Source organism: Ruegeria sp. HKCCA5491, from assembly GCF_013034565.1.
In the GTDB taxonomy this organism is placed as follows: Bacteria; Pseudomonadota; Alphaproteobacteria; order Rhodobacterales; family Rhodobacteraceae; genus Ruegeria.
The window spans coordinates 20,131-40,108 of sequence record NZ_WQGG01000020.1; the positions used below are offsets into that span (position 1 = coordinate 20,131).

Annotated in this window: 17 protein-coding genes and 1 tRNA gene; 9 read left to right on the plus strand and 9 right to left on the minus strand. The window is 57.5% G+C overall.

The window, feature by feature from the left end:
- Window positions 1-23: 23 nt before the first annotated feature.
- Both GOV88_RS20015 and GOV88_RS20020 read left to right on the plus strand, forming a co-directional pair.
- Window positions 24-1,097 carry a BMP family ABC transporter substrate-binding protein gene (locus GOV88_RS20015; RefSeq protein ID WP_171120145.1) on the plus strand — a complete coding sequence of 358 codons (1,074 nt, stop codon included), beginning with the start codon at window positions 24-26 and terminating at the stop codon, window positions 1,095-1,097.
- Between the two features lie 118 nt (window positions 1,098-1,215).
- A complete protein-coding gene (locus GOV88_RS20020; protein WP_171241499.1) occupies window positions 1,216-2,970 on the plus strand; it encodes an adenylate/guanylate cyclase domain-containing protein in 1,755 nt (584 codons plus the stop codon).
- A 27-nt stretch (window positions 2,971-2,997) separates the two neighbouring features.
- Here the strand turns inward: GOV88_RS20020 and GOV88_RS20025 are convergent, their stop codons facing one another.
- Window positions 2,998-4,230 carry an HlyD family secretion protein gene (locus GOV88_RS20025; RefSeq protein WP_171241500.1) on the minus strand — a complete coding sequence of 411 codons (1,233 nt, stop codon included), beginning with the start codon at window positions 4,228-4,230 and terminating at the stop codon, window positions 2,998-3,000.
- Window positions 4,231-4,233: 3 nt separating this feature from the next.
- Window positions 4,234-4,596 carry a hypothetical protein gene (locus tag GOV88_RS20030; RefSeq protein WP_171127034.1) on the minus strand — a complete coding sequence of 121 codons (363 nt, stop codon included), beginning with the start codon at window positions 4,594-4,596 and terminating at the stop codon, window positions 4,234-4,236.
- 143 nt (window positions 4,597-4,739) lie between these two features.
- On the opposite strand from GOV88_RS20030, the gene GOV88_RS20035 reads away from it, so the two are divergent.
- The 3 genes from GOV88_RS20035 to GOV88_RS20045 all read left to right on the plus strand — a co-directional run bounded on the left by GOV88_RS20035 (window position 4,740) and on the right by GOV88_RS20045 (window position 6,866).
- Window positions 4,740-5,813, plus strand: a complete 1,074-nt coding sequence (locus GOV88_RS20035; protein ID WP_171241501.1) for an FAD-binding oxidoreductase — start codon at window positions 4,740-4,742, stop codon at window positions 5,811-5,813.
- Window positions 5,810-6,463 carry a DUF938 domain-containing protein gene (locus GOV88_RS20040; protein ID WP_171241502.1) on the plus strand — a complete coding sequence of 218 codons (654 nt, stop codon included), beginning with the start codon at window positions 5,810-5,812 and terminating at the stop codon, window positions 6,461-6,463. Before GOV88_RS20035 ends, GOV88_RS20040 begins: the two co-directional genes overlap by 4 nt.
- A 67-nt stretch (window positions 6,464-6,530) precedes the next feature.
- Window positions 6,531-6,866: a carboxymuconolactone decarboxylase family protein gene (locus GOV88_RS20045; protein WP_171241503.1), complete on the plus strand. Its 336-nt coding sequence runs from the start codon at window positions 6,531-6,533 to the stop codon at window positions 6,864-6,866.
- Window positions 6,867-7,149: 283 nt separating this feature from the next.
- Here the strand turns inward: GOV88_RS20045 and GOV88_RS20050 are convergent, their stop codons facing one another.
- From GOV88_RS20050 to GOV88_RS20070, 5 genes are all read right to left on the minus strand, one after another.
- A complete protein-coding gene (locus tag GOV88_RS20050) occupies window positions 7,150-9,657 on the minus strand; it encodes an FAD-dependent oxidoreductase (protein ID WP_171241504.1) in 2,508 nt (835 codons plus the stop codon).
- 141 nt (window positions 9,658-9,798) lie between these two features.
- Window positions 9,799-11,121 (minus strand): hypothetical protein, encoded by a 1,323-nt coding sequence (locus GOV88_RS20055; RefSeq protein WP_171241505.1) that lies wholly within the window; start codon window positions 11,119-11,121, stop codon window positions 9,799-9,801.
- Between the two features lie 94 nt (window positions 11,122-11,215).
- The gene (locus GOV88_RS20060) at window positions 11,216-12,628 is read right to left on the minus strand and encodes an FAD-binding oxidoreductase (RefSeq protein ID WP_171241506.1); all 1,413 of its coding nucleotides are present in this window, start codon (window positions 12,626-12,628) and stop codon (window positions 11,216-11,218) included.
- 24 nt (window positions 12,629-12,652) lie between these two features.
- On the minus strand, window positions 12,653-14,446 hold the full coding sequence (ggt, locus tag GOV88_RS20065) for a gamma-glutamyltransferase (RefSeq protein ID WP_171241507.1): 1,794 nt from the start codon (window positions 14,444-14,446) through the stop codon (window positions 12,653-12,655).
- A gap of 45 nt (window positions 14,447-14,491) precedes the next feature.
- The gene (locus tag GOV88_RS20070) at window positions 14,492-15,478 is read right to left on the minus strand and encodes a D-glycerate dehydrogenase (RefSeq protein ID WP_171121666.1); all 987 of its coding nucleotides are present in this window, start codon (window positions 15,476-15,478) and stop codon (window positions 14,492-14,494) included.
- A 138-nt stretch (window positions 15,479-15,616) separates the two neighbouring features.
- On the opposite strand from GOV88_RS20070, the gene GOV88_RS20075 reads away from it, so the two are divergent.
- Complete coding sequence (locus tag GOV88_RS20075) at window positions 15,617-16,138, plus strand: SH3 domain-containing protein (protein ID WP_171120126.1); 522 nt, start codon at window positions 15,617-15,619, stop codon at window positions 16,136-16,138.
- Window positions 16,139-16,149: 11 nt separating this feature from the next.
- Here the strand turns inward: GOV88_RS20075 and GOV88_RS20080 are convergent, their stop codons facing one another.
- Window positions 16,150-17,058: a haloalkane dehalogenase gene (locus GOV88_RS20080; RefSeq protein ID WP_171241508.1), complete on the minus strand. Its 909-nt coding sequence runs from the start codon at window positions 17,056-17,058 to the stop codon at window positions 16,150-16,152.
- Between the two features lie 311 nt (window positions 17,059-17,369).
- On the opposite strand from GOV88_RS20080, the gene GOV88_RS20085 reads away from it, so the two are divergent.
- Window positions 17,370-17,444: transfer RNA gene (locus tag GOV88_RS20085), tRNA-Gln, on the plus strand.
- A gap of 139 nt (window positions 17,445-17,583) precedes the next feature.
- Here the strand turns inward: GOV88_RS20085 and GOV88_RS20820 are convergent.
- Window positions 17,584-17,772, minus strand: coding sequence for an HNH endonuclease (locus GOV88_RS20820; protein ID WP_371808273.1), 189 nt, complete (start codon window positions 17,770-17,772; stop codon window positions 17,584-17,586).
- 281 nt (window positions 17,773-18,053) lie between these two features.
- Between GOV88_RS20820 and GOV88_RS20095 the strand changes: the two genes are divergently transcribed.
- Both GOV88_RS20095 and GOV88_RS20100 read left to right on the plus strand, forming a co-directional pair.
- Complete coding sequence (locus GOV88_RS20095; protein ID WP_171241510.1) at window positions 18,054-19,448, plus strand: primase-helicase family protein; 1,395 nt, start codon at window positions 18,054-18,056, stop codon at window positions 19,446-19,448.
- On the plus strand, window positions 19,448-19,822 hold the full coding sequence (locus tag GOV88_RS20100; protein WP_171241511.1) for an HNH endonuclease: 375 nt from the start codon (window positions 19,448-19,450) through the stop codon (window positions 19,820-19,822). The genes GOV88_RS20095 and GOV88_RS20100 overlap by 1 nt, the downstream gene beginning before the upstream one ends.
- The last annotated feature ends 156 nt before the right edge of the window (window positions 19,823-19,978 follow it).

Consider the following 19,978-nt stretch of genomic DNA (forward strand, 5'->3'; position numbering starts at 1 on the left):
GAACCAACTTGGGGAGTAACTACATGAAATTCACTTCACTTCTGACAAGCGCGGCAATGGCGCTGGGTCTGGCGACAGGCGCCATGGCCGAAGACAAAACCAAGGTCGGCTTTGTCTATGTCGGCCCCGTAGGCGACGGCGGCTGGACGTATGAGCACAACAAGGGCCGTCTGGCCGTTGAAGAGGAATTCGGTGACAAGGTTGAAACCGTCTTCGTTGAATCCGTCCCCGAAGGCCCGGATGCGGAACGCGTAATGACACAGATGGCGCTGGAAGGCGCGGACCTGATCTTTACCACTTCGTTCGGCTACATGGACCCGACGATCAACGTTGCCAAGAAATTCCCCGACGTGAAGTTCGAGCACGCGACCGGCTATAAAACCGCGCCCAACGTCTCGGTCTACTCGGCCCGCTTCTACGAGGGCCGCGCCGTACAGGGTCACATCGCGGGCAAAATGACCAAGTCGAACATCATCGGGTATATCGGCTCGTACCCGATCCCCGAAGTGATCCGCGGCATCAACTCGGCCTATCTGCACGCCAAGGCCGTGAACCCGGATGTCGAATTCAAGATTGTCTGGGCCTACACCTGGTTCGACCCCGCAAAAGAAGCTGACGCTGCCACCGTTCTGATCGAACAGGGCGCAGACGTGATCCTGCAGCACACCGACTCGACCGCGCCGCAGGCCGCCGCGCAAGAGGCCGGCAATGTTGTCACCTTTGGTCAGGCGTCGGACATGAGCGAATACGCCCCCTTCCCGCGCGTATCGTCGATCATTGATGACTGGGCCCCCTACTATATCGCCCGGACCAAGGCCGTGATGGACGGAACCTGGGAAAGCGCGAACACCTGGGATGGTATCCGCGAAGGCATGGTCGCAATCGGTGAGATCTCCGACGCAGTGCCTGCTGACGTCAAAGAAGAAGCGCTGGCTTTGAAAGCCGCAATGGCTGCTGGTGAATACCACCCCTTCACCGGCCCGATCAAAAAGCAGGACGGCAGCGACTGGCTGGCGGACGGCGAAACCGCCGATGACGGCACACTGGCTGGCATGAACTTCTACGTCGAGGGGCTGGAGGGCGAAATTCCGCAGTAAGCCACGCGTATATAGTGTGAGACAAAGCCCGCCTCGTTTGGCGGGCTTTTTTCTTGTCATGCATTCATGGCGCAAACCGCGTAAGATAGCCCAAGGCACGGCTTGCGAGGGATCGCCGATGGAGGATTTTCTGGACGGCAAAAGACGTGCCGCCATTCTGGCCATGGATGTGTTGGGCTACGCCCATCTGACAGAAACCGATGAGGTCGGAACCCTGCGCGCTGTACGCGAACTGCGGAACGCGATCATTTCTCCCGCTTTGGATCAAAATCAGGGGCGATTGGTCAAAACGATGGGCGACGGCTTTCTGGCCGAATTCCCGGAGCCTGAAGCGGCGCTAACCGCTGCGATGCGCATTCAGGCCGAGGCCGCAGCCCAGGCCCGGCAGCAGCCACCGGACGCGCGCATTCTGCTGCGCATTGGGGCACATCTTGGGGATGTGTTCGTTGACGATCAGGACATTCTGGGTGACGGCGTCAATATTGCCGCCCGGTTGGAAGGGCTTTGCCACGCCGGGGGACTGGCCGCCTCGCTGGCATTTGTCGATGCGCTGCCGCAGGGTAAGACAAAAAACCTGACACATGATGGTCAACATCAACTCAAGAACATCTCGCGCCCTCTGACCGTGTTTCGCTGGCAGGCCGAAGGGATATCGCCCGTGCCGTCCCAACCTGCGATCCGAACCGGGCCGCCGACCCTTGCGGTATTACCTTTCCAGAATCACTCCCCCGATCCCGGACATGCCTTTTTTGCCGAAGGGCTGGCTGAAGACATCATCTCGGGGCTGCAACAGATGGGTCGAGTGCCGGTTGTTTCGGGTGCGTCCAGCCTGTCCCTGAACCCAGAACTGAGTGTCGAAGACGCTGCGAGGGTCCTGGGGGCGCAATACCTTGTGACCGGAACACTGCGCCGGTCGGGTCCACGGGTACGGGTGACCGTGGAATATATCGAGGGATCGACCGGACTTGCCCTCTGGTCCGAGAAATACGACCGGCCGTTCGAAGATGTGTTTGAGATTCAGGACGACATCACCCTGCGTGTTGTTACCGCATTGGACACCGAGCTGGTCGAGGGCGAGATCGACCGCATTCGCCGCAAACGCCCCGACCATCTGGGGGCATGGGAAAGGTACCTGAGGGGGATGTCGGGACTTAGAAAGCCTGGGCTGGAAGATTTGCAAGCGGCACAGATTGAGTTTCAGTCCGCTGTGGCACTGGATGAAGACTATGGTGAGGCCTGGGCTGGGTTGGGATGGGCCTATCTTAAGGAATATGGGTTTGGTGCGTCCGAACGCTCAAAGGATGTTTTGGACAAGGGGATGGCCGCTGCGCAAAAGGGGCTGGAGCTAGCAAATAAATCTCCGTTTGCGCATTATGTGATGTCGACAGCCTATGTCTGGCAGGGAGAAAAAGCGTTAAGCCTCAAGGAATTGGAATACGCGATCCGCCTTAACCCCTTTTTCACACGCGCTAAACTGGCCTATTTCAACCGGTCCGAACTTGCCGATCCCAGTATCGGCCCACAGGCAGTCGAGGAAATACGCAAGGCTCTGGCCTTGTCTCCGCGGGAACCTGACCGCGGATTCTATTTCTGGGCAATTGCCCGAATGTATCTGGTTGCGGGTGAAAATATCGAAGCGTTGGACTGGGCAGATCGCGCCGTCAATGTGCGCCCCAACGATCCCAACATGCTGTATCGCCGCGCCATCTGCCTTGCCGCCTTGGACCGCGTGGGTGAAGCGCAAGAAGCTCTGGCCGCCTGCGAAGGCCTGTCCGAGGGTTATGTCGACCGGATGCGGGACTGGCGGCCCTACGACGACGCCCGTAACGAAAAGGTTTTTGCGGGGCTGCACCGCAACGGTCTGGCCGGATAACGTGTACCCGGCCAGACTAAGTTGAAATCAGTGCCCCGTCAGCACCAGCGTATTCACCGGCATCAGGATCAAGCGCAGGCGCAGGCCTGCAGCGTGGACCACTCCGATCGTGTCGATCACATGCAGGGCGGCTGATTGCCAAAAGCCCAACTCTTCGTGCTCTAGCCGTTCGTGATTGTCGGTATAGACATTCGCAAGGCAATTACTGCCCGGTGGGATGTCATCGGCCGTGCCTTTGTAGAGCGGCTCCATGTAAACCAGAACAGATCCCGGGACTGTATTTGTCTGAACATCTCGCAACTCGTCGGTAGGCCGAATTTGGCCCGAAGGGATCACGTCTTGCACTTGAACCACCACCATGGGGATCACGGTGAAAGGTTTGGTCATGCAACCCAGCTCTCCGATCATGCCGGGCTTGATGACCTGCGCTGACATTTGGTTGAACGCCGCCTGAAACCGGTTATGGCCCGACTGCGAGGGAACAAGGATACCCGCTGGCCGCAATAGCGGACTGACGTAGTCGCCGACCTGCAAGCCAAACTGTTCCACCCGGCCAGTGACGCCCGCGTTGATCACGGTCTTTTCCAGCTCGGTCATTGCGGCGTCCAGTTGCGCAGTGGCACTGGCCATTTGCGCCGGGATCAGCTCTTCGATCTGCTGCCGCACAGCCGCACGCCGCGCTTGGGCAGCAACCAATTGTGCCTCACGCTCGGCCACAAGGTTTTCCAGCCGGTCAATCTCGGCCAGGCGCACCGCACTGGAGCCTTCGTCCCGCAGGGTAGTGTTACGCTCAAGGTCCTCCAGCGACTGATCCAGCGCAGCCTTGGCGCCAGCGATTCCCGCCTCAGCTTCGGCCAGATCAGTCTCGGCCACTTTCAAGGACGCCTGCACCTGCGCAATTTCTGCCCGGGCGGCCTCGACCATGGCGGTTTGGGTGAAGTCCTCGATCCGAAAGATCGGCTGACCTGCGACAACCTGCTGGTTATTCGTCACATAAACCTCGGATACGCGACCGCCCAACTGCGGCAGGATCGTCACCGTCCGGAAATACGAGGCCGCTGTTTTGCTGGCCGGGTGAAAGTAGAACAGCGTGGTGATCACGGTCAGCGCCAGAATGGCACAGGTGGTCAGGCCCCAGCGCAGCTCATACCACATGGTGAACAGCGTGATCTCATGACCGATCCGCTTGCCCTGCACATAGCGGCGGAACAAATAGTCAGGCAGCACCGTAATCAGTGCGCACATCAACGTCTCAAGCATAACTTACGGCTCCTGCTGCACGGGCGGCTCGGAAGGTTGGGCCTCGGGCTTGCCCAAAGATCGGATCGCATCGGCAATCGCCCTAAGCGGTGCTGCAACGTCAGGGAACTGGAACCCGGCCACCAGAATAGCGGCAACCCAGAACAGCCCATTATGAGTGAACAGCGCCAGCAGCGCCAGAATGCCCACTAGCTGAAACTGAGGGTGGTTGGATTCATGCGCAATTTTTTCCGGGATCGAATGGAGTGTGAAATAGCCCACACCAATCAGGATGATGACCCCAACCGTGAAAAAAAACATAAACGTCAAAAGAAAATCACTGCCATCCGCCTGTGTCACATAGGACGGAATATGCCCCGTGGCCATTGGGTGTAGGTCTGCGGTACTCACCCTGCCCTCCTCTAATTGGTTGATCCTTGTTTGGATGGGTTGATGCGCAAATTCAACCCTGCTTAAAGTTCGCTGACACTTTCGCAAATAAAGCGCCATGCGCATCGCAAAGGGGTTAAATGATTGATTTCCTGATCATCGGCGGCGGAATAGCAGGTCTCAGCGCAGGCGCGCGGCTGTCACTTCACGGTAAGGTCATCGTGCTCGAGGCAGAAGACGTGCTTGGGTATCACGCCTCTGGGCGGTCGGCGGCGTTGTTTGAAGAAAGCTACGGTCCTGACTCGGTCGTCGCGCTGAACAAGGCAAGTGCAGAGTTTCTGGCCGCAGAAAATGGTGGATACCTCACGCCGAGGGGCCTGATGCTGATCGGAGGAAAAAACCAGCAAGACGTATTCGCCCGCGATGTGGTCGATTTGAACATGCAGGTATTGCCCGTTGCAGAAGCCCGTGACCGCGTTCCAATCCTGAACCCTGATTCAGTGGGGTTTACCGCGATCAGCGACGGTGCGTTTGATATTGATACCGACAGGCTATTGCAGGACTTTGCCCGTGTGATCCGTGCCAATGGCGGAAAGGTCCTGACCAGAAACAAGGTCACAGCCATACACAAAGACAGACACTGGATTGTCAGCGCCGGGCAGACTTACGATTCCCGAAATATTGTGAATGCAGCAGGCCCGTGGGTCGATGAAATTGCAATCATGGCTGGTATTGCCCCAATCGGCATTTCACCTCGCCGTCGGTCGATGGCACGATTGCCGGCCCCGGCCGGTCACAACCTGCGCGAATGGCCGATGCTTCTGGGCGTACAGGAGGCCTGGTATGCGAAACCCGATGCCGGGAAACTGATTGTCTCACCGTCCGAGGCTGATCCGGTCCCTCCACACGATGCGTATGCTGACGACATGGTTCTGGCCGAAGGTCTGGCCAGATATGAAGAGATGGTTACCGAACCTGTCACTCGGGTCGAGGCCAACTGGGCTGGTTTGCGCAGCTTTGCGCCTGACGGCACGCTGGTTCTTGGCCCTGATCCCGTAGATCCAACATTTATCTGGTCCGCTGGTCAGGGAGGGTATGGGTTCCAGACTGCCCCAGCCGCATCGAAGCTGGTGGCCGATCTTGCGACCGGCCACATGCCCGAATTGGATGACGCCAGTGTTCGGGCTCTGAAACCGGAAAGGTTATGCCAATGAGGAAACGAAACCTGCCTTCAAATGCCAGTGTTGCCACCGAAGGCGAAGATGGACGGCTAGTTGCACCCGCTGCGTCCCGTAATTCAGACGTGCTGTGCGACCTCTTGGTGCGGTGGGCACCCACCCAAGGTCGGGCGTTGGAAATAGCCAGCGGCACCGGACAGCATGTCAGCGCCTTCGCACAGCGCCTACCACAGCTTCACTGGCAACCAACAGAAGTCGACCCAGAGCGGCGCGCCAGCATTAACGCGTATTGCCGAGATCTGCCCAATACCACGGACGCCGCTGCACTGGACGCGACGTCTGACGGGTGGCACCAACACTTCGCCGGGCAGGACCTGATCGTGTTGATCAACCTGACCCACTTGATCAGTTGGCGAGAGACCCAAACGCTGATCTCAGAGGCCGCACTTACCCTGTCACCAGAAGGGCGCTTTGTCCTCTATGGGCCGTTCATGCGATCGGGGACTCTCACCAGTGACGGGGATCAACGTTTCCATGACGCGTTGGTGCAGCAAGACGGCGAAATCGGCTACAAGAATGACGAGGACATCGCGGCGGAAATGTGCGCACAGGGACTGAATGTTATTGGGTTGATCGACATGCCAGCAAACAACCTCGCCTTCGTCGCCGAAAAACCCCAGACCTGATCAAGATCAAAGTTCGAACACGTATTCTCATTCACATTCCGCTTACCATATGTGAATGAGGATAGACATGACTTGGCAGGAAAAGCTAACGGACACCCGCAAGGGACTACGCACTCTCAACACCGCAATCCCCGAAACAGCACGCGCGTTTGGGTCCTTGGGAGAAACGGTCAAAAAAAGCGGAACGCTTGACTACAAGACGAAGGAATTCATTGCGCTAGGTATGTCAATCGCTATCCGCTGCGAACCTTGCATCACATTGCATACAGAAGCCTTGGCCAAGTCAGGCGCGTCCCGAGAAGAGGTTTCGGACGTACTTTCTATGGCTATCCAAATGGGCGGAGGACCGTCGATGATGTATGCAGCCAAAGCTCTGGAGTGTTTTGACGAATTGTTGGTCTGAACGCCTTTACCCGCAAAAAGCCTGCATACGCAGGCTTGCCTCCGGCGGAAGTATTTTGAACAGAAGAAGAAACGGTTTCTTAACATATTGAGGCCACAAAATCTCTTGCGGTACAGGCGGAAGCGCCGATGGCCGTAACAGGAGAAGGCCCCCCTTGCCAAAAGCAGGGGGGGCTGGATCATTTTCCAGCCCCCGCTTCTTCTGTTTAGAAATACTTCCGCCGGAGGCATGGGCCGCTGCAGGCGGCGCATTTCTTGGGCGCTGCCAACAACATCGTACGGGATCAACCGTCCTTACGGATGGTCTCGTTTTTCGGATCGTAGGGGCTGTCACAGGTGACAACCGCATCCCACAGCTTATCCTGGATCTTAACCTTCAGCTTGGTGCCTTCAACCGCCAATTCGGGCGTCACATAACCCATCCCGATGGATTTCTCGAAGGCCACGGAATAGCCGCCCGAGGTCAGACGACCCACACGCTCACCTTCCGGCGTATATAGCGCCTCGCGGCCCCACGGGTCAGCATCTTCCGGCCCGTCGATAAGCAGGGTGCAGCATTTCACACGTACGCCGGTCTCTTCCAGCTTGGCCTTACCGTAGAATTCCTTGGATGGGTCGACAAAGCGCGGCAGGTCAGCCTCAAGCGGGGTCGCATCGCGACCAAGTTCAGTGCCGAAGGCGCGATAGGATTTTTCCTGACGCAGCCAGTTCTGGGCCCGGGCGCCGACCAACTTGATACCGTGTTTCTCACCCGCCTTTTCCAGAAGATCGAACAGGTAGTTCTGCATCTCGATCGGGTGGTGCAATTCCCAACCCAGTTCGCCGGTATAGGCCACGCGGATTGCGTTCACGGGGCACATGCCCAATTCGATCTGACGGGCCGACAGCCACGGGAAACGCTTGTTGGACAGTGCGGTTTCCGGATCGGCGTCTTTGATGACCTCTTTCAGAACGTCACGCGACTTGGGTCCGGCGATTGCGAAGACGCCCCACTGGGTGGTCACGTCCTGGATCTCGATGTAGCCGAACTCCACCATCTTGTCCTCAGCCGCCTTGCGCAGATAATCCGCGTCATATTCGGTCCAGGCGCCGGCAGAGACGAGATAGTAGTTGTTCTCGCCATTGCGGACGATGGTGTATTCGGTGCGGGTGGTGCCGTGTGATGTCAACGCATAGGTCAGGTTGATACGACCGACCTTGGGCAGTTTGTTGCAGGTGAACCAATCCAGAAACTGGGTCGCACCGGGGCCTTTAACGACGTGCTTGGTGAAGGCCGACGCGTCGATCAGGCCAACGCCTTCGCGGATCGCCTTGGCTTCTTCCACCGCATGTTTCCACCAGCCACCGCGGCGAAACGAGCGGCTTTCCTTATCGAAATTGTCGGGTGCATCAACGGGGCCGAAATAGTTCGGGCGTTCCCAACCGTTAACCCAACCGAACTGAGCGCCGCGCGCTTTCTGGCGGTCATAGGCCGGGACGGTGCGCAGAGGACGGCAGGCTTCACGCTCTTCATCCGGGTGGTGCAGGATGTAGACATGCTCATAGCACTCTTCGTTCTTGCGCGCGGCGAACTCGGTCGTCATCCAGTTGCTGCTGTAGCGTTTGGGATCCAGCGAGGCCATGTCGATCTCGGCTTCGCCATCGACCATCATCTGTGCCAGATAGTATCCGGTGCCGCCTGCAGCCGTGATACCAAACGAGAATCCTTCGGCCAGCCACATGTTACGCAGGCCCGGAGCCGGACCAACCAGGGGGTTGCCGTCGGGGGTATAGCAGATCGGACCGTTGAAATCGTCTTTCAGGCCGGATTCGGCGCAGGACGGAACGCGTTCGGCCATCGCCATGTATTGATCCGCGATCCGGTCCAGATCCAGCGGGAAAAGGTCCGCGCGGAAGCTGTCCGGCACACCGTGTTCAAAGCGCGCAGGGGCGCCGTGCTCGTAGATGCCAAGAATCCAGCCACCACGCTCTTCACGGGCATAAGATTCATTGTCGGCGTCGCGCACAACGGGATGTTCCGGGTTGCCTGCTTCGCGCCAATTGACCAACTCAGGGTCTTTGTCCATGACGATGAAGGTGTGTTCGACTGGGATCGCGGGCATCTTGATGCCCAGCATCTTGGCGGTACGCTGTGCGTGGTTGCCCGAAGCGGTCACGACGTGTTCAGCGGTGATCACCACCTGCTCGTCGCTCTCAACCAGATTGCCGCCCTTTTCCACCATTTTGGTGCAGGTGACTTCCCAATGGGTGCCGTTCCAGTGGAAGGCATCGGCCTGCATCTTGCGGACAATGTCCACACCGCGCTGACGGGCACCCTTGGCCATGGCCTGCGTTACGTCGGCAGGGTTAATGTAGCCGTCCTCGGTATGATAAATCGCACCTTTCAAGTCCGAAGTTTCGATCAGCGGCCAGCGTTCCTTGATCTGCTCAGGTGTCAGCCACTCGTATGCGACGTCGCAGGTCTCGGCGGTTGAGGCATAGAGCATGTATTCGTCCATACGCTCTTGCGTTTGTGCCATGCGCAGGTTGCCGACCACGGCGAAGCCCGCGTTCAGGCCGGTTTCTTCTTCAAGTTGCTTGTAGAAATCGACAGAGTATTTGTGGATGTGAGTTGTCGCATAGGACATGTTGAACAGCGGCAGCAGCCCCGCCGCGTGCCAGGTCGAGCCCGATGTCAGCTCGTCCCGTTCAATCAGCATCACCTCATCCCAGCCCGCTTTGGCCAGATGATAAGCGATCGAGGTCCCAACGGCGCCACCGCCTACGACCAGTGCTTTGACTTGGGTTTTCATAACCGGGCGTCTCCCCTTGAATTAAGTTGACACCATATGGCGCATTTGAGGGGCTCGGCGCGACATTCATCCGACCAGTGATATAAAAAAAACGACCCCCGGATTGCTGGGGGTCGTTTTTCCGTGTCTGGTTTCGATCTCTTAGCCGTCAGTCAGCGTGCAGGTCTTGAAGGCGTCCTTGGTGGCGCATTTGCTGACTAGACCCGCGCCACCCTTGTTGACGCGGACCTCGGGCGCCTGCGCGGTTTCGCTATTTTGGAACATGGACTTCAGCCCATCCAGAAAGCCACCGCCCTTGCTGCTTGCTTCTTGCGGGTTATCGCCACCTTTGAATGACGCAAACAGACGGCCGAACATGTTTCCGCCTTCCGCGTCGGCTTTTTGAACCTCACCATCCAGAAGAGAGGTAAGGCCGGTGCGATAACCAACTTGGATCAGATCATCCGCTGATTTGATCTTGTTTGCGGTCAAGTCGAACGTATCGCCCGGCAACCCGTATTGCGCAGCCAGGGTGTTCGCGACAAGCCAAAGCCCGTTGATGTTGTCAAGTCGAAGCCGCGCCAGTTCAGCCCGCAGCTTCATGAACTCACCACGAAGGCCTGCCATTTCGATCGCCAGCTCTTCCTCGGTCTCGAGGTTCGTGGTCCTGTCGTTGCTAACACCGGGTACCGGCTTGCGAAGCAACGCATTCATACCGTCATAGTCCAGCTTCGCCAGAAACTTCCTGACCTCATGCGGGGGCGCGTTGGAATAGAGTTGCATCCGGACCTCCTGACCAAGGCCAAGCGTGCCTTTGTAGATGTCAAACTCGACCGGAGCATCCAGTTCCGTGATACCCGCCGTGACCATCGACCAGAAGGACCGGTCATTCACGGTGATCACGCTGTATTTGTTCTGCTTGAATTGAAAGTAGGCCACGCCACCGACAATTGCGAATGGGGCATAATCGGCACCGCTTTGGCCCAGCGTGTCAACGGATCGCACGATATTGCCTGTCAGGGTGTTGGACCGCGCGTCCTCTTTCAGTGAGACCTGAAGCCAGATTGTATGCGTGCCGTTTTCATAGACCCAACTGGTGCGATCCAGCTTTTCAGCCAGTTGCTGCACCTTCTGCACCGCCACCTGCTTGGCTAGCGGGCGGGCGGCCTCGCTAATACCGTTTTGAAGAACACCTTCGCGGGCATCACGGGTATAGTCGCGATCCACAATTGCGCGGCGCACCCAGTCTTCGCCCGATTTCGGGGCATAGGGTTCGCTTCCGGCGCGCCAACGCTGCTTACGGTCGCGTTCAATCTGCTCGGCATCAAGCTCTTCGTTAAACAGTGCGAAACGCTCTTTGATCGTGTCGATATAGCCGCTGGCCGACAACGTATCCGCGCGTTTCTTATCCTGCTGATAGTAGTCGAGCCCGGCAATGACCAAAACAACGACCAACGCAAATCCGACAATCCGTAATACGCCCATTTGAATACCTGAAAAAATTACTGCTCGTTGCGGTAACTGATACAGGCGAATTTGGGCATCCTTGTGTCCTAGGCGCGACGCTTCCGCAACGTTATCAATAATTCGATGAAGGAAAAATCTTTCCTGGATTCATAATGTTATCGGGGTCCAACGCCCTTTTGATGGCGCCCATATAGGCAACGGCTGGCCCCAGTTCTTTCAAAAGATACGGGCGCTTGCCCTGTCCGATTCCGTGTTCACCGGTACATGTCCCCTCCATTGAGATGGCAAGGTCATTGAGCCAGCCCACAAATCCTTCGGCGTTGGCCACCTCGTCAGGGTTGTCCATGTCAATCAGGAGCAGCGTATGGAAGTTTCCATCACCCACATGCCCAACCATAGGGGCCATCAGCCCCAGTTCACTCGCACGGTTCTGCGTTGCCGTCACACACTCTGCCAGATGTGAGATCGGTACGCATACGTCAGTCGAGATTCCGCGTGCACCAGGGCGCAGTTGCAGACACGCCCAATACATGTCGTGCCGGGCTTGCCACAGCTTGTTCCGCTCTTCCGTCGTTGACGTCGCGGCAAAATCTGTACCCCCGAATTCCTCGGCGATCTGACCAAAGGTTTCGGCCTGCTCAACTGCACCGCCTTCCGATCCGTGAAATTCGAGCAGCAGCAATGGCGTTTCCGGCAGGGTCAGGTTGGAATAGGCATTCGCAGCCTTCACTGACATTTCGTCCAGTAACTCGATCCGGGCGACCGGCACGCCGTACTGGATCGTCATCATTACAGCTTGGCAGGCCGCATCAACCGTTGGGAAGGAACACCGCGCCGAGGTGATCGCCTCGGGGATACCCTGAAGACGCAACGTGATCTCTGTAATGATACCAAGCGTTCCCTCAGCACCGATCAGCAACCGCGTCAGGTCATACCCAGCAGAGGACTTCTTGGCCCTGTGACCGGTACGAATAATCTGACCGTCGGGCATGACAGCTTCGAGGCTGAGGATGTTGTCTTTCATGGTCCCATAGCGTACCGCGTTGGTCCCTGACGCCCGGGTTGCCGCCATCCCCCCCAAAGAGGCATTCGCACCGGGGTCGATGGGAAAGAACAGCCCCTGATCACGAAGGAATGTGTTCAGGTCTTCGCGCGTCACACCGGGCTGCACGACACAATCCAGATCGCTGGCGTTGACTTTCAGCACCTTGTTCATCTGGGTCAGGTCGACCGAAATCCCACCGGCGGGCGCGTTCACATGCCCCTCAAGCGAGGTCCCCGTGCCAAAGGCGATCACTGGGACCTTGTGTTCGGCGCAAAGTCTGACGATCTCAGATACTTCTTCGGTCGAATGCGGGAACACCACGGCGTCCGGGGACTGATTTTCAATCCAAGTCGTGGTATGCCCATGCTGTTCGCGGATCGCCTGCCCTGTTTGTAGACGATCCCCGAAGGTAGACTTCAGAAGGCCAACGACCGTCTGAATGCCAGCCTCGTTCCGCGGCAATGCAACTGCTTGCGCCATGGTGTTCCCCCCTAAAACGCCGGGCTATTCGCCCAGCGCAATCCCTTCGCGGCGTGGATCGGCACCGCCTGTCAAAACGTCCCCGATCTCGATGGCGTGCAGCCCCGAGGTCAGGTCACGTGGATTAACCTCGTATCCCAGGGTCGTCAGCGCATCGACAAACCCCTCGGCCGATGTGCCCTGTTCGACATCGTAGGTGCCAAAACGGTTGACCAGATGGGGCATCGACAGTGCCTGCTGCACGTCCATGCCCCAATCCGCCCACGCAATGATTGACTTGGCAACATAACCAATAATCCGGCTTCCACCGGGTGAACCGATGGCCAGAACCGGTTTGCCATCCTGCATTACGATGGTCGGGCTCATCGACGAACGGGGGCGTTTGCCCGGTTCAAGGCGGTTCGCGATCGGAACACCATTGCTGTGGGTTTTGAACGAGAAATCCGTCAGTTCATTGTTCAATAAGAACCCGTTGGTCATCAATCGGGATCCGAACCCGTTTTCGATCGTTGTGGTCATCGACAGGACGTTCCCATACTGGTCAACGATCGAGATATGAGAGGTCGACGGCAATTCCAGCGACACGTCATCCGCCCAATTCGACGAATGCTCGAATTCGGGGTTCCCGGGTGCTGCATCAATCAGAGCCGCATCGCCGCTCATCAAGGCGCCACGTTCCGACAGGTAGGCCGGATCAACCAGCCCTTTTGTCGGCATCGGGACAAAGTCGTGATCCGCCATGTACCGCCCGCGATCCGCAAAAGCCAGACGCGAGGCGTCGCCGATCAGTCGCCACGTATTGATATCCTCGGGCCCCATCGCCGCCAGGTCATAGCCATCCAGCATGCCCAGAATCTGACCCACAGTCAGCGCACCAGAGGAAGGCGGCCCCATTCCGCACACCTCATAGGCGCGATACGCTGCGCAGACGGGTTCGCGTTCAATCACCTGATACAGCGCCAAGTCAATTCCGGACAGAATCCCCGGATTCCCCGGTGCGCTCCGCACCGTGTTGACGATACCTGCGGCGATCTCGCCCCCGTAAAAACCCGCTGATCCTTCGCTGGCAAGAACGCGCAGAGTGTCCGCATAGTCGGGGTTCATCAGGCGCTGGCCCTGTGCCAATGGCGCCCCATCAGGCAGGAAATACGCGGCGGTCGCCGGGAAACGCGACAGGCGTTCGGCGTCTTTTTCCACAAGGCCGGCCAAACGCGGAGATACAAGAAACCCTTCGTCAGCCAGCGCGATCCCATCGGCGAACAGGCTGGGCCACGGGCTGCGGCCCCAGCGCCGGTGCGCCTCTTCCAGCAAAGCAGGCGTGCCCGGAGTGCCCACCGACAGACCACCCACGACGGCGTCAAAGAATTTCAACGGTTCGCCATTTTCATCTTGGAACAGCCGGTGATTTGCCTCCAACGGCGCGGTTTCGCGCCCGTCCAGCGTCGTCAGTTCGCCAGTAGCGGCGTCGTACCAAACAAGAAACGCCCCACCGCCCAGTCCGGACGACTGCGGCTCGACCAGGCCAAGCACAACTTGTACAGCTACCATCGCATCCGCAGCCGATCCACCGGCCCGCAATACCTTGGCCCCGGCTTCAACGGCCAACGGGTTCGCGGCGGCCACCATCCAATTCTGCGAAGAAACCGGCGCGCCAGCCAGTTTCGCCTCAAGCGAGGCGATCACTTCTTCGGTCAGGCCCTGAACCTTCCCTTCGGAGGCACCTTCGGGGGCAACAGCGTCGGCTGTCTCTTGTGCGAACAAAGGGCCCGAAATTGCCATTGCGGTCGCGAACAACCCTGAAATCAGACTTCTTTTCATATTATCCTCCTGAAAAAACGTAAATTTGCGGGCTGCCGCACATTCCTACAGCATTGCAGGAACCACCTGGTCCGGTGGGCGGTGGCCATCTTCGAACGTCTTGATATTGATGATGACTTTCTCACCCATCTCGATACGCCCTTCCAGTGTGGCCGATCCCATATGCGGCAGCAGGACGACATTCGGCAACTGCCGCAGGCGCGGGTTCACGTCCGTCCCGTGTTCGTAAACGTCCAATCCAGCCCCCGCGATATCGCCGGACCGGATCAGACGGGTTAGCGCGTTTTCGTCAAGCACTTCTCCCCGCGAGGTGTTCACAATTACCGCCGAAGGTTTCATCAGCTTCAATCGCCGCGCATTCATCAGGTGGAACGTGGACGGTGTGGACGGGCAGTTGATCGAGATGACGTCCATTCGCGCAACCATCTGATCAAGGCTTTCCCAATAGGTCGCTTCAAGCTCTTGTTCCGTTTCGGGACGAAGCCTGCGGCGGTTGTGGTAATGAACCTGCATCCCAAAGGCGCTGGCCCGGCGCGCCACGGCCTGACCAATGCGCCCCATGCCCAAAATACCAAGACGGCGGCCACCGATGCGGCCACCCAACAGGGCGTTCGGGGCCCAGCCCTCCCACTCACCTTTTTGCATCACCGACAGTCCCTCAGGGATACGCCGCGTGACGGCAAGTATAAGCGCCATGGTCATGTCGGCGGTATCATCTGTCAGAACACCCGGAGTGTTCGAGACAAGAATTCCACGCTGCCGCGCGGTTGCGACGTCGATATTGTCGACCCCTGCCCCATAATTCGCGATCAAGCGCAGGTTTTCACCCGCCTGTCCCAGCAATCCGCCGTCAATTGTGTCTGTGACCGTCGGTACAAGGACATCCGCGCTTTGGACTGCGGCGACCAGTTCTTCTCGGGACATTGGGGTGTCCTCGGTCCGCAACTGAACATCGAACAATTCGCTCAACCGGGTTTCTACCGCCTCGGGCAACCGTCGCGTTACGACAACACTCAGACGTTCTCTTGGCACCTGTGCACTCCCACTGCTTTGCAAACCTTCGCGCGCCATGGCATCGTGGCGCAGGATAAGGCGGGGCACAAGAACACCCGAGGCATTGAGTCGACCTTTTTTCGAAACAAGATCAACAGGCACAAGAGCAGACAGTCCGTGAGTGGTATTCTACCCCCAAAGCGCCGTTTGACGGCGGTTTTGTCCGCATTTCTGGTCCTGGCTGGTGCAGTCGCTGCCAGCGCGCAGGACAAGCGCGGTCAGGTGACCAATCTGCCGTTGCCCCGATATGTTTCGATGAAAGCCGCCGAAGGCAATGTACGTCGCGGCCCGTCCCTGACCCATCGAATCGACTGGGTCTTCAAACGCCGTGGGATGCCTCTGCAAATCACCGCCGAATATGGAAACTGGCGGAAGGTTCAGGACCGCGACGGAGCCGGCGGCTGGGTACACTATGCGTTGTTGTCTGGCGTTCGCACAGTCCTGATCGAATCTGACATGCTGCCCGTTTATGCCAACCCGGACCCGAACTCGCAGGTCAGCGCACAGTTCGAATCCGGCGTGGTCGCCCGACTTGGAAGCTGTACCATTGACTGGTGCCGAATTTCGGCTGGCGGATACAAGGGCTGGACCCTCAAGTCGAACCTTTGGGGGGTCGACCCTTCGGAAGTCCGGGAATGACCCTGCACACCTCAGGACGTGCGCTGGATGAAATCGCAGGTTAGCTTTACCAGTTCAGGGCCTACGTCCTCTTGCAGAAAATGACCCGCATTGGGCAAGATCACATGAGGTTGCCCGGCCGCGCCGGGGCAAAGACGCTGAAACACCGCATCTATCCCAGCCATTACGTTGTCATCCGCACCAAAAGCCGTCAGGACGGGCGTTTGCAGGCCGCGCAGCACACCCCACGCCCGCCGGTTCGCATCCGACTCGGGATCATCGGGCGAAGCCGGCACCAGCATCGGGAATTGCCGCGCCCCCGCCTTGTAACTTTCGTCGGGATATGGCGCGTCATAAGCCGCAATGGCCGCGTCTGACAACGGTTTCGCTGTTCCACCCTTTAAAATCCCACCGGCTGGAAAAACAGGCACTTCCTGACTGAATTTGCGCCAACTATCAAAAGCCTCTCCCATCGGCTGATCGCCGGTCGGCAGCGCGGTATTGGCGACGACAACGCGCGCAAACCTGTCGGGCATTTCGGCCCAAAGCCTCAACCCAATCAACCCGCCCCAGTCCTGACAGAACAGCGTGATATTGCGCAGATCCACCTGACGCAGCCAGTCCCCCATCCAGGCGACGTGGCGCGCGTAGGTATAATCGCTACGTTCCGTCGGCTTGTCCGATCTGCCAAACCCAATCAAATCCGGCGCAACAGCGCGATACCCCTGCTGCACAAACCCCGCAATCATATGGCGATACAAATACGACCAGCTCGGCTCTCCGTGCATCATCAACACCGGATCGGCATCAGTAGGCCCTACATCCACATGATGGATTCGTAATTCTCCCGCCTCAGTATCGTCGACCAAAGTGTAGTTCGGCTGAAAGTCATAATCAGCCAGACCTTCAAATCGAGAGTCCGGCGTGCGTAGAAATTTCATGTGTCACCTATGATTGGGTATCCGGGATCTTGCCAATGTTGGTCCCTTTGCGAAGTTGAGCGTAACATTCAAATGCCCGTAGGCCATATGAAATTAACGGCATTTTCCTATGTGGGCGTATCAAGAAAGTGTTTTTAGGCCCTCCGCAGACCCACTGCATGCCAATCGGCACAGTGCCAAAGAAAGACCCCGAGAAAAGCCACCTCTGAGCACCAACCTTGGGGTCAAAAGTTTTTTCCAGACCTTCCTCATTTTTTTGCGGGAAAGGTCTTGAACCCTCCAAACAACAATCGTAGATAGCGCCTCACCGTTGGGGTGTAGCCAAGTGGTAAGGCAGCGGTTTTTGGTACCGTGTATCGTAGGTTCGAATCCTACCACCCCAGCCAGTCCTTCAGAACATGGAACGACAGCAGGCACTTGGGGCTAAACCCTCCGAGAAATGCCCCAGTTTATGCCCCAGTGGTTTCGGGTGTTACGGGTGCCGAAGGTGGGCCCTCAGAGGTCGTTGAAGGCCCATGCCACGGGTTATAGTCGATCGCGATCGACACCGTTCGCCCAGTAGTCCCAGTCGTCGCGCTTGTTATCCGCCGCCGACCCCTCGATCAGGTGCTCAGGACGGACGCAGCGCTCGTTATGACAGCGATGACGAACCACCGTCGCCTCATCGATCACCGCCCGGTTAACAACACAGTAAACGAACCGCGCAGAGGCCACTTGGCGACCGATATCGACGTTTGTTCCAGGTGAATTTCACGGCCAAATTCGGTCGTTTTTTGTATCAGCAGGAAAAATGCACCTTAGAAGTCCATTTTAGCCATAAAAATATGGGGTTTCAGGCCACTTTTCGCCCCATGAATTCTTCCAGGGCACACTATAGAAGGAAAGAACGCGATTATGCACCTGGTGCGTGCCCCCCATAAACGGTCTAATCAGCCGTCTCCTGATACGGGGTGCGTGGCTAAGCCGGGAGCATCAATGATGGGAGATAACCATCAATGGAAACCAAAAATAATTCAACTGCTGGAGCGGAGGTAACCGAGCAAGTCCAACGTCTAGCCAAGGCCCATGGCGATCAGATCGTTCGGAGGGACAACAAGTTCTTCGACGTGGAGAATCTGAGTGTTCCACTGTCGCGCAATGACGTGGAGCGGATGATCCTGAACCGGGTACGAGACGAGCATCCTGAAGTTCCACTGAGCAAAGATCTAGTCAAAACCTTATTCAAGCTGCTGATCGAAACGCAGCATACTGACGCCGACCGGTCGTTTCAGGTCTGGAACGGAACGGCAATCTGTGAAGCCGGTAACTCTAACCGACTGATACGGTCGCGTGGAGCAGTTGCAGCCAACACGTGGGTCGAACCGGAATATCGCCAACTCAGGATCAACTCCGCTGAGCTTGGCGTCGTCGGGCAATTCTTCGACGAGTTCTTTCAGCTCGAGCACGACCGTGAGCAGTTCATGAACTGGCTGGCATGGAGCCTTCAGAACGAGGGAGAAAAGCCAGCTTGGGCTCCGTTCCTGTATTCGCGGGGAAGAGGTACTGGGAAAAGTACAACGGCTCGCATTCTGACCGAACTCTTTGGCACTTCGAATACCGTCGTTCCAAATAACGTCAGCAAGCTAACGCAGCAGTTCAACGCCACGGTTCTGACAAGCAAACTTGTGGTGTGTGAGGAAACCCAAATCACGCCGGGGTCGCCGCAGGAAAACGCTATCAAAACCTTCATCACTGACCCTTACGTTCTGATAGAGCGTAAAGGGATTGAAGCTGAACGCGCAAAGCAGTCGTGCTGCTTTCTGTTCACCTCGAACATCTGGCCATCATGGATCGGTGAGGGTGAGCGGCGTTATCTCGTAATGGATGTGAACCATGACGGTCGATCAGGGGGTTCTCGCGCCAACGAGTTTTCGAACCTCGTCGGTCAGGTTAATCAGTTCCTGGATGATCCGGCGAACGTGGCCCGTGTCTATAACGCCTTGATGCAGAGACAACTGCCGGTCGGATTCAGCGCCAAAAGCCTCAACATCGCAGACCATCAGACCCCGACCATGGAACGACTGCATCAGACCAGCCGAGACACCATCGTTGATCGGTTGGAGGAAGAACTGAATGCTAGTGGGCTCGTCGCCCTGCCTGAAGCGGGAGTGGTTGAGTTCGTCCAGACGAACCTCAAAGGAAACATCAACCAAACCAAGCACCTCATGGATGAGTTGGACTGGCAGAAGACCAAGGCCAAGTGGGGTGGCAAAGACTATCAACGCGCGATTTGGGTTAAGTCCGGCTATTGGATCGAGCGGGGTAAAATCCATGGTCCTGACTTTGAGCCAGTGAGCATCAACGATCACATTGCTGGTGACAGCCGGTTCGACGAAGTGGAGATCATATAATGGATGGTCAGCACTTCTTCTTGAGAGACGACTGCGAGATCTGGCTGCAGGACATCATGGACACCCACTACGAGGAGGCCCTTTCGAGGGCCAACTCCGTCATATCGCAAACCACAGAGGATGAGAACGGGTGCTGGGTTACCTCCACGCAGGGACGGCCGAAAACACGGTTCAAGGGCCGACAGGTAGCCTCTGCGCGGTTCGTTTACTGTGTTGTTAACCGGGCGGTGATCGATGAGGCGACGGTGGTTCGTCATCGCTGTCATAACGAGCGCTGCGTCCGTCCTGAGCACCTGATCGAGGGGTCGGCGGCGGATAACAAGCGCGACGACTGGGACTACTGGGCGAACGGTGTCGATCGCGATCGACTATAACCCGTGGCATGGGCCTTCAACGACTTCTGAGGGCCCACCTTCGGCACCCGTAACACCCGAAACCACTGGGGCATAAACTGGGGCATTTCTCGGAGGGTTTAGCCCCAAGTGCCTGCTGTCGTTCCATGTTCTGAAGGACTGGCTGGGGTGGTAGGA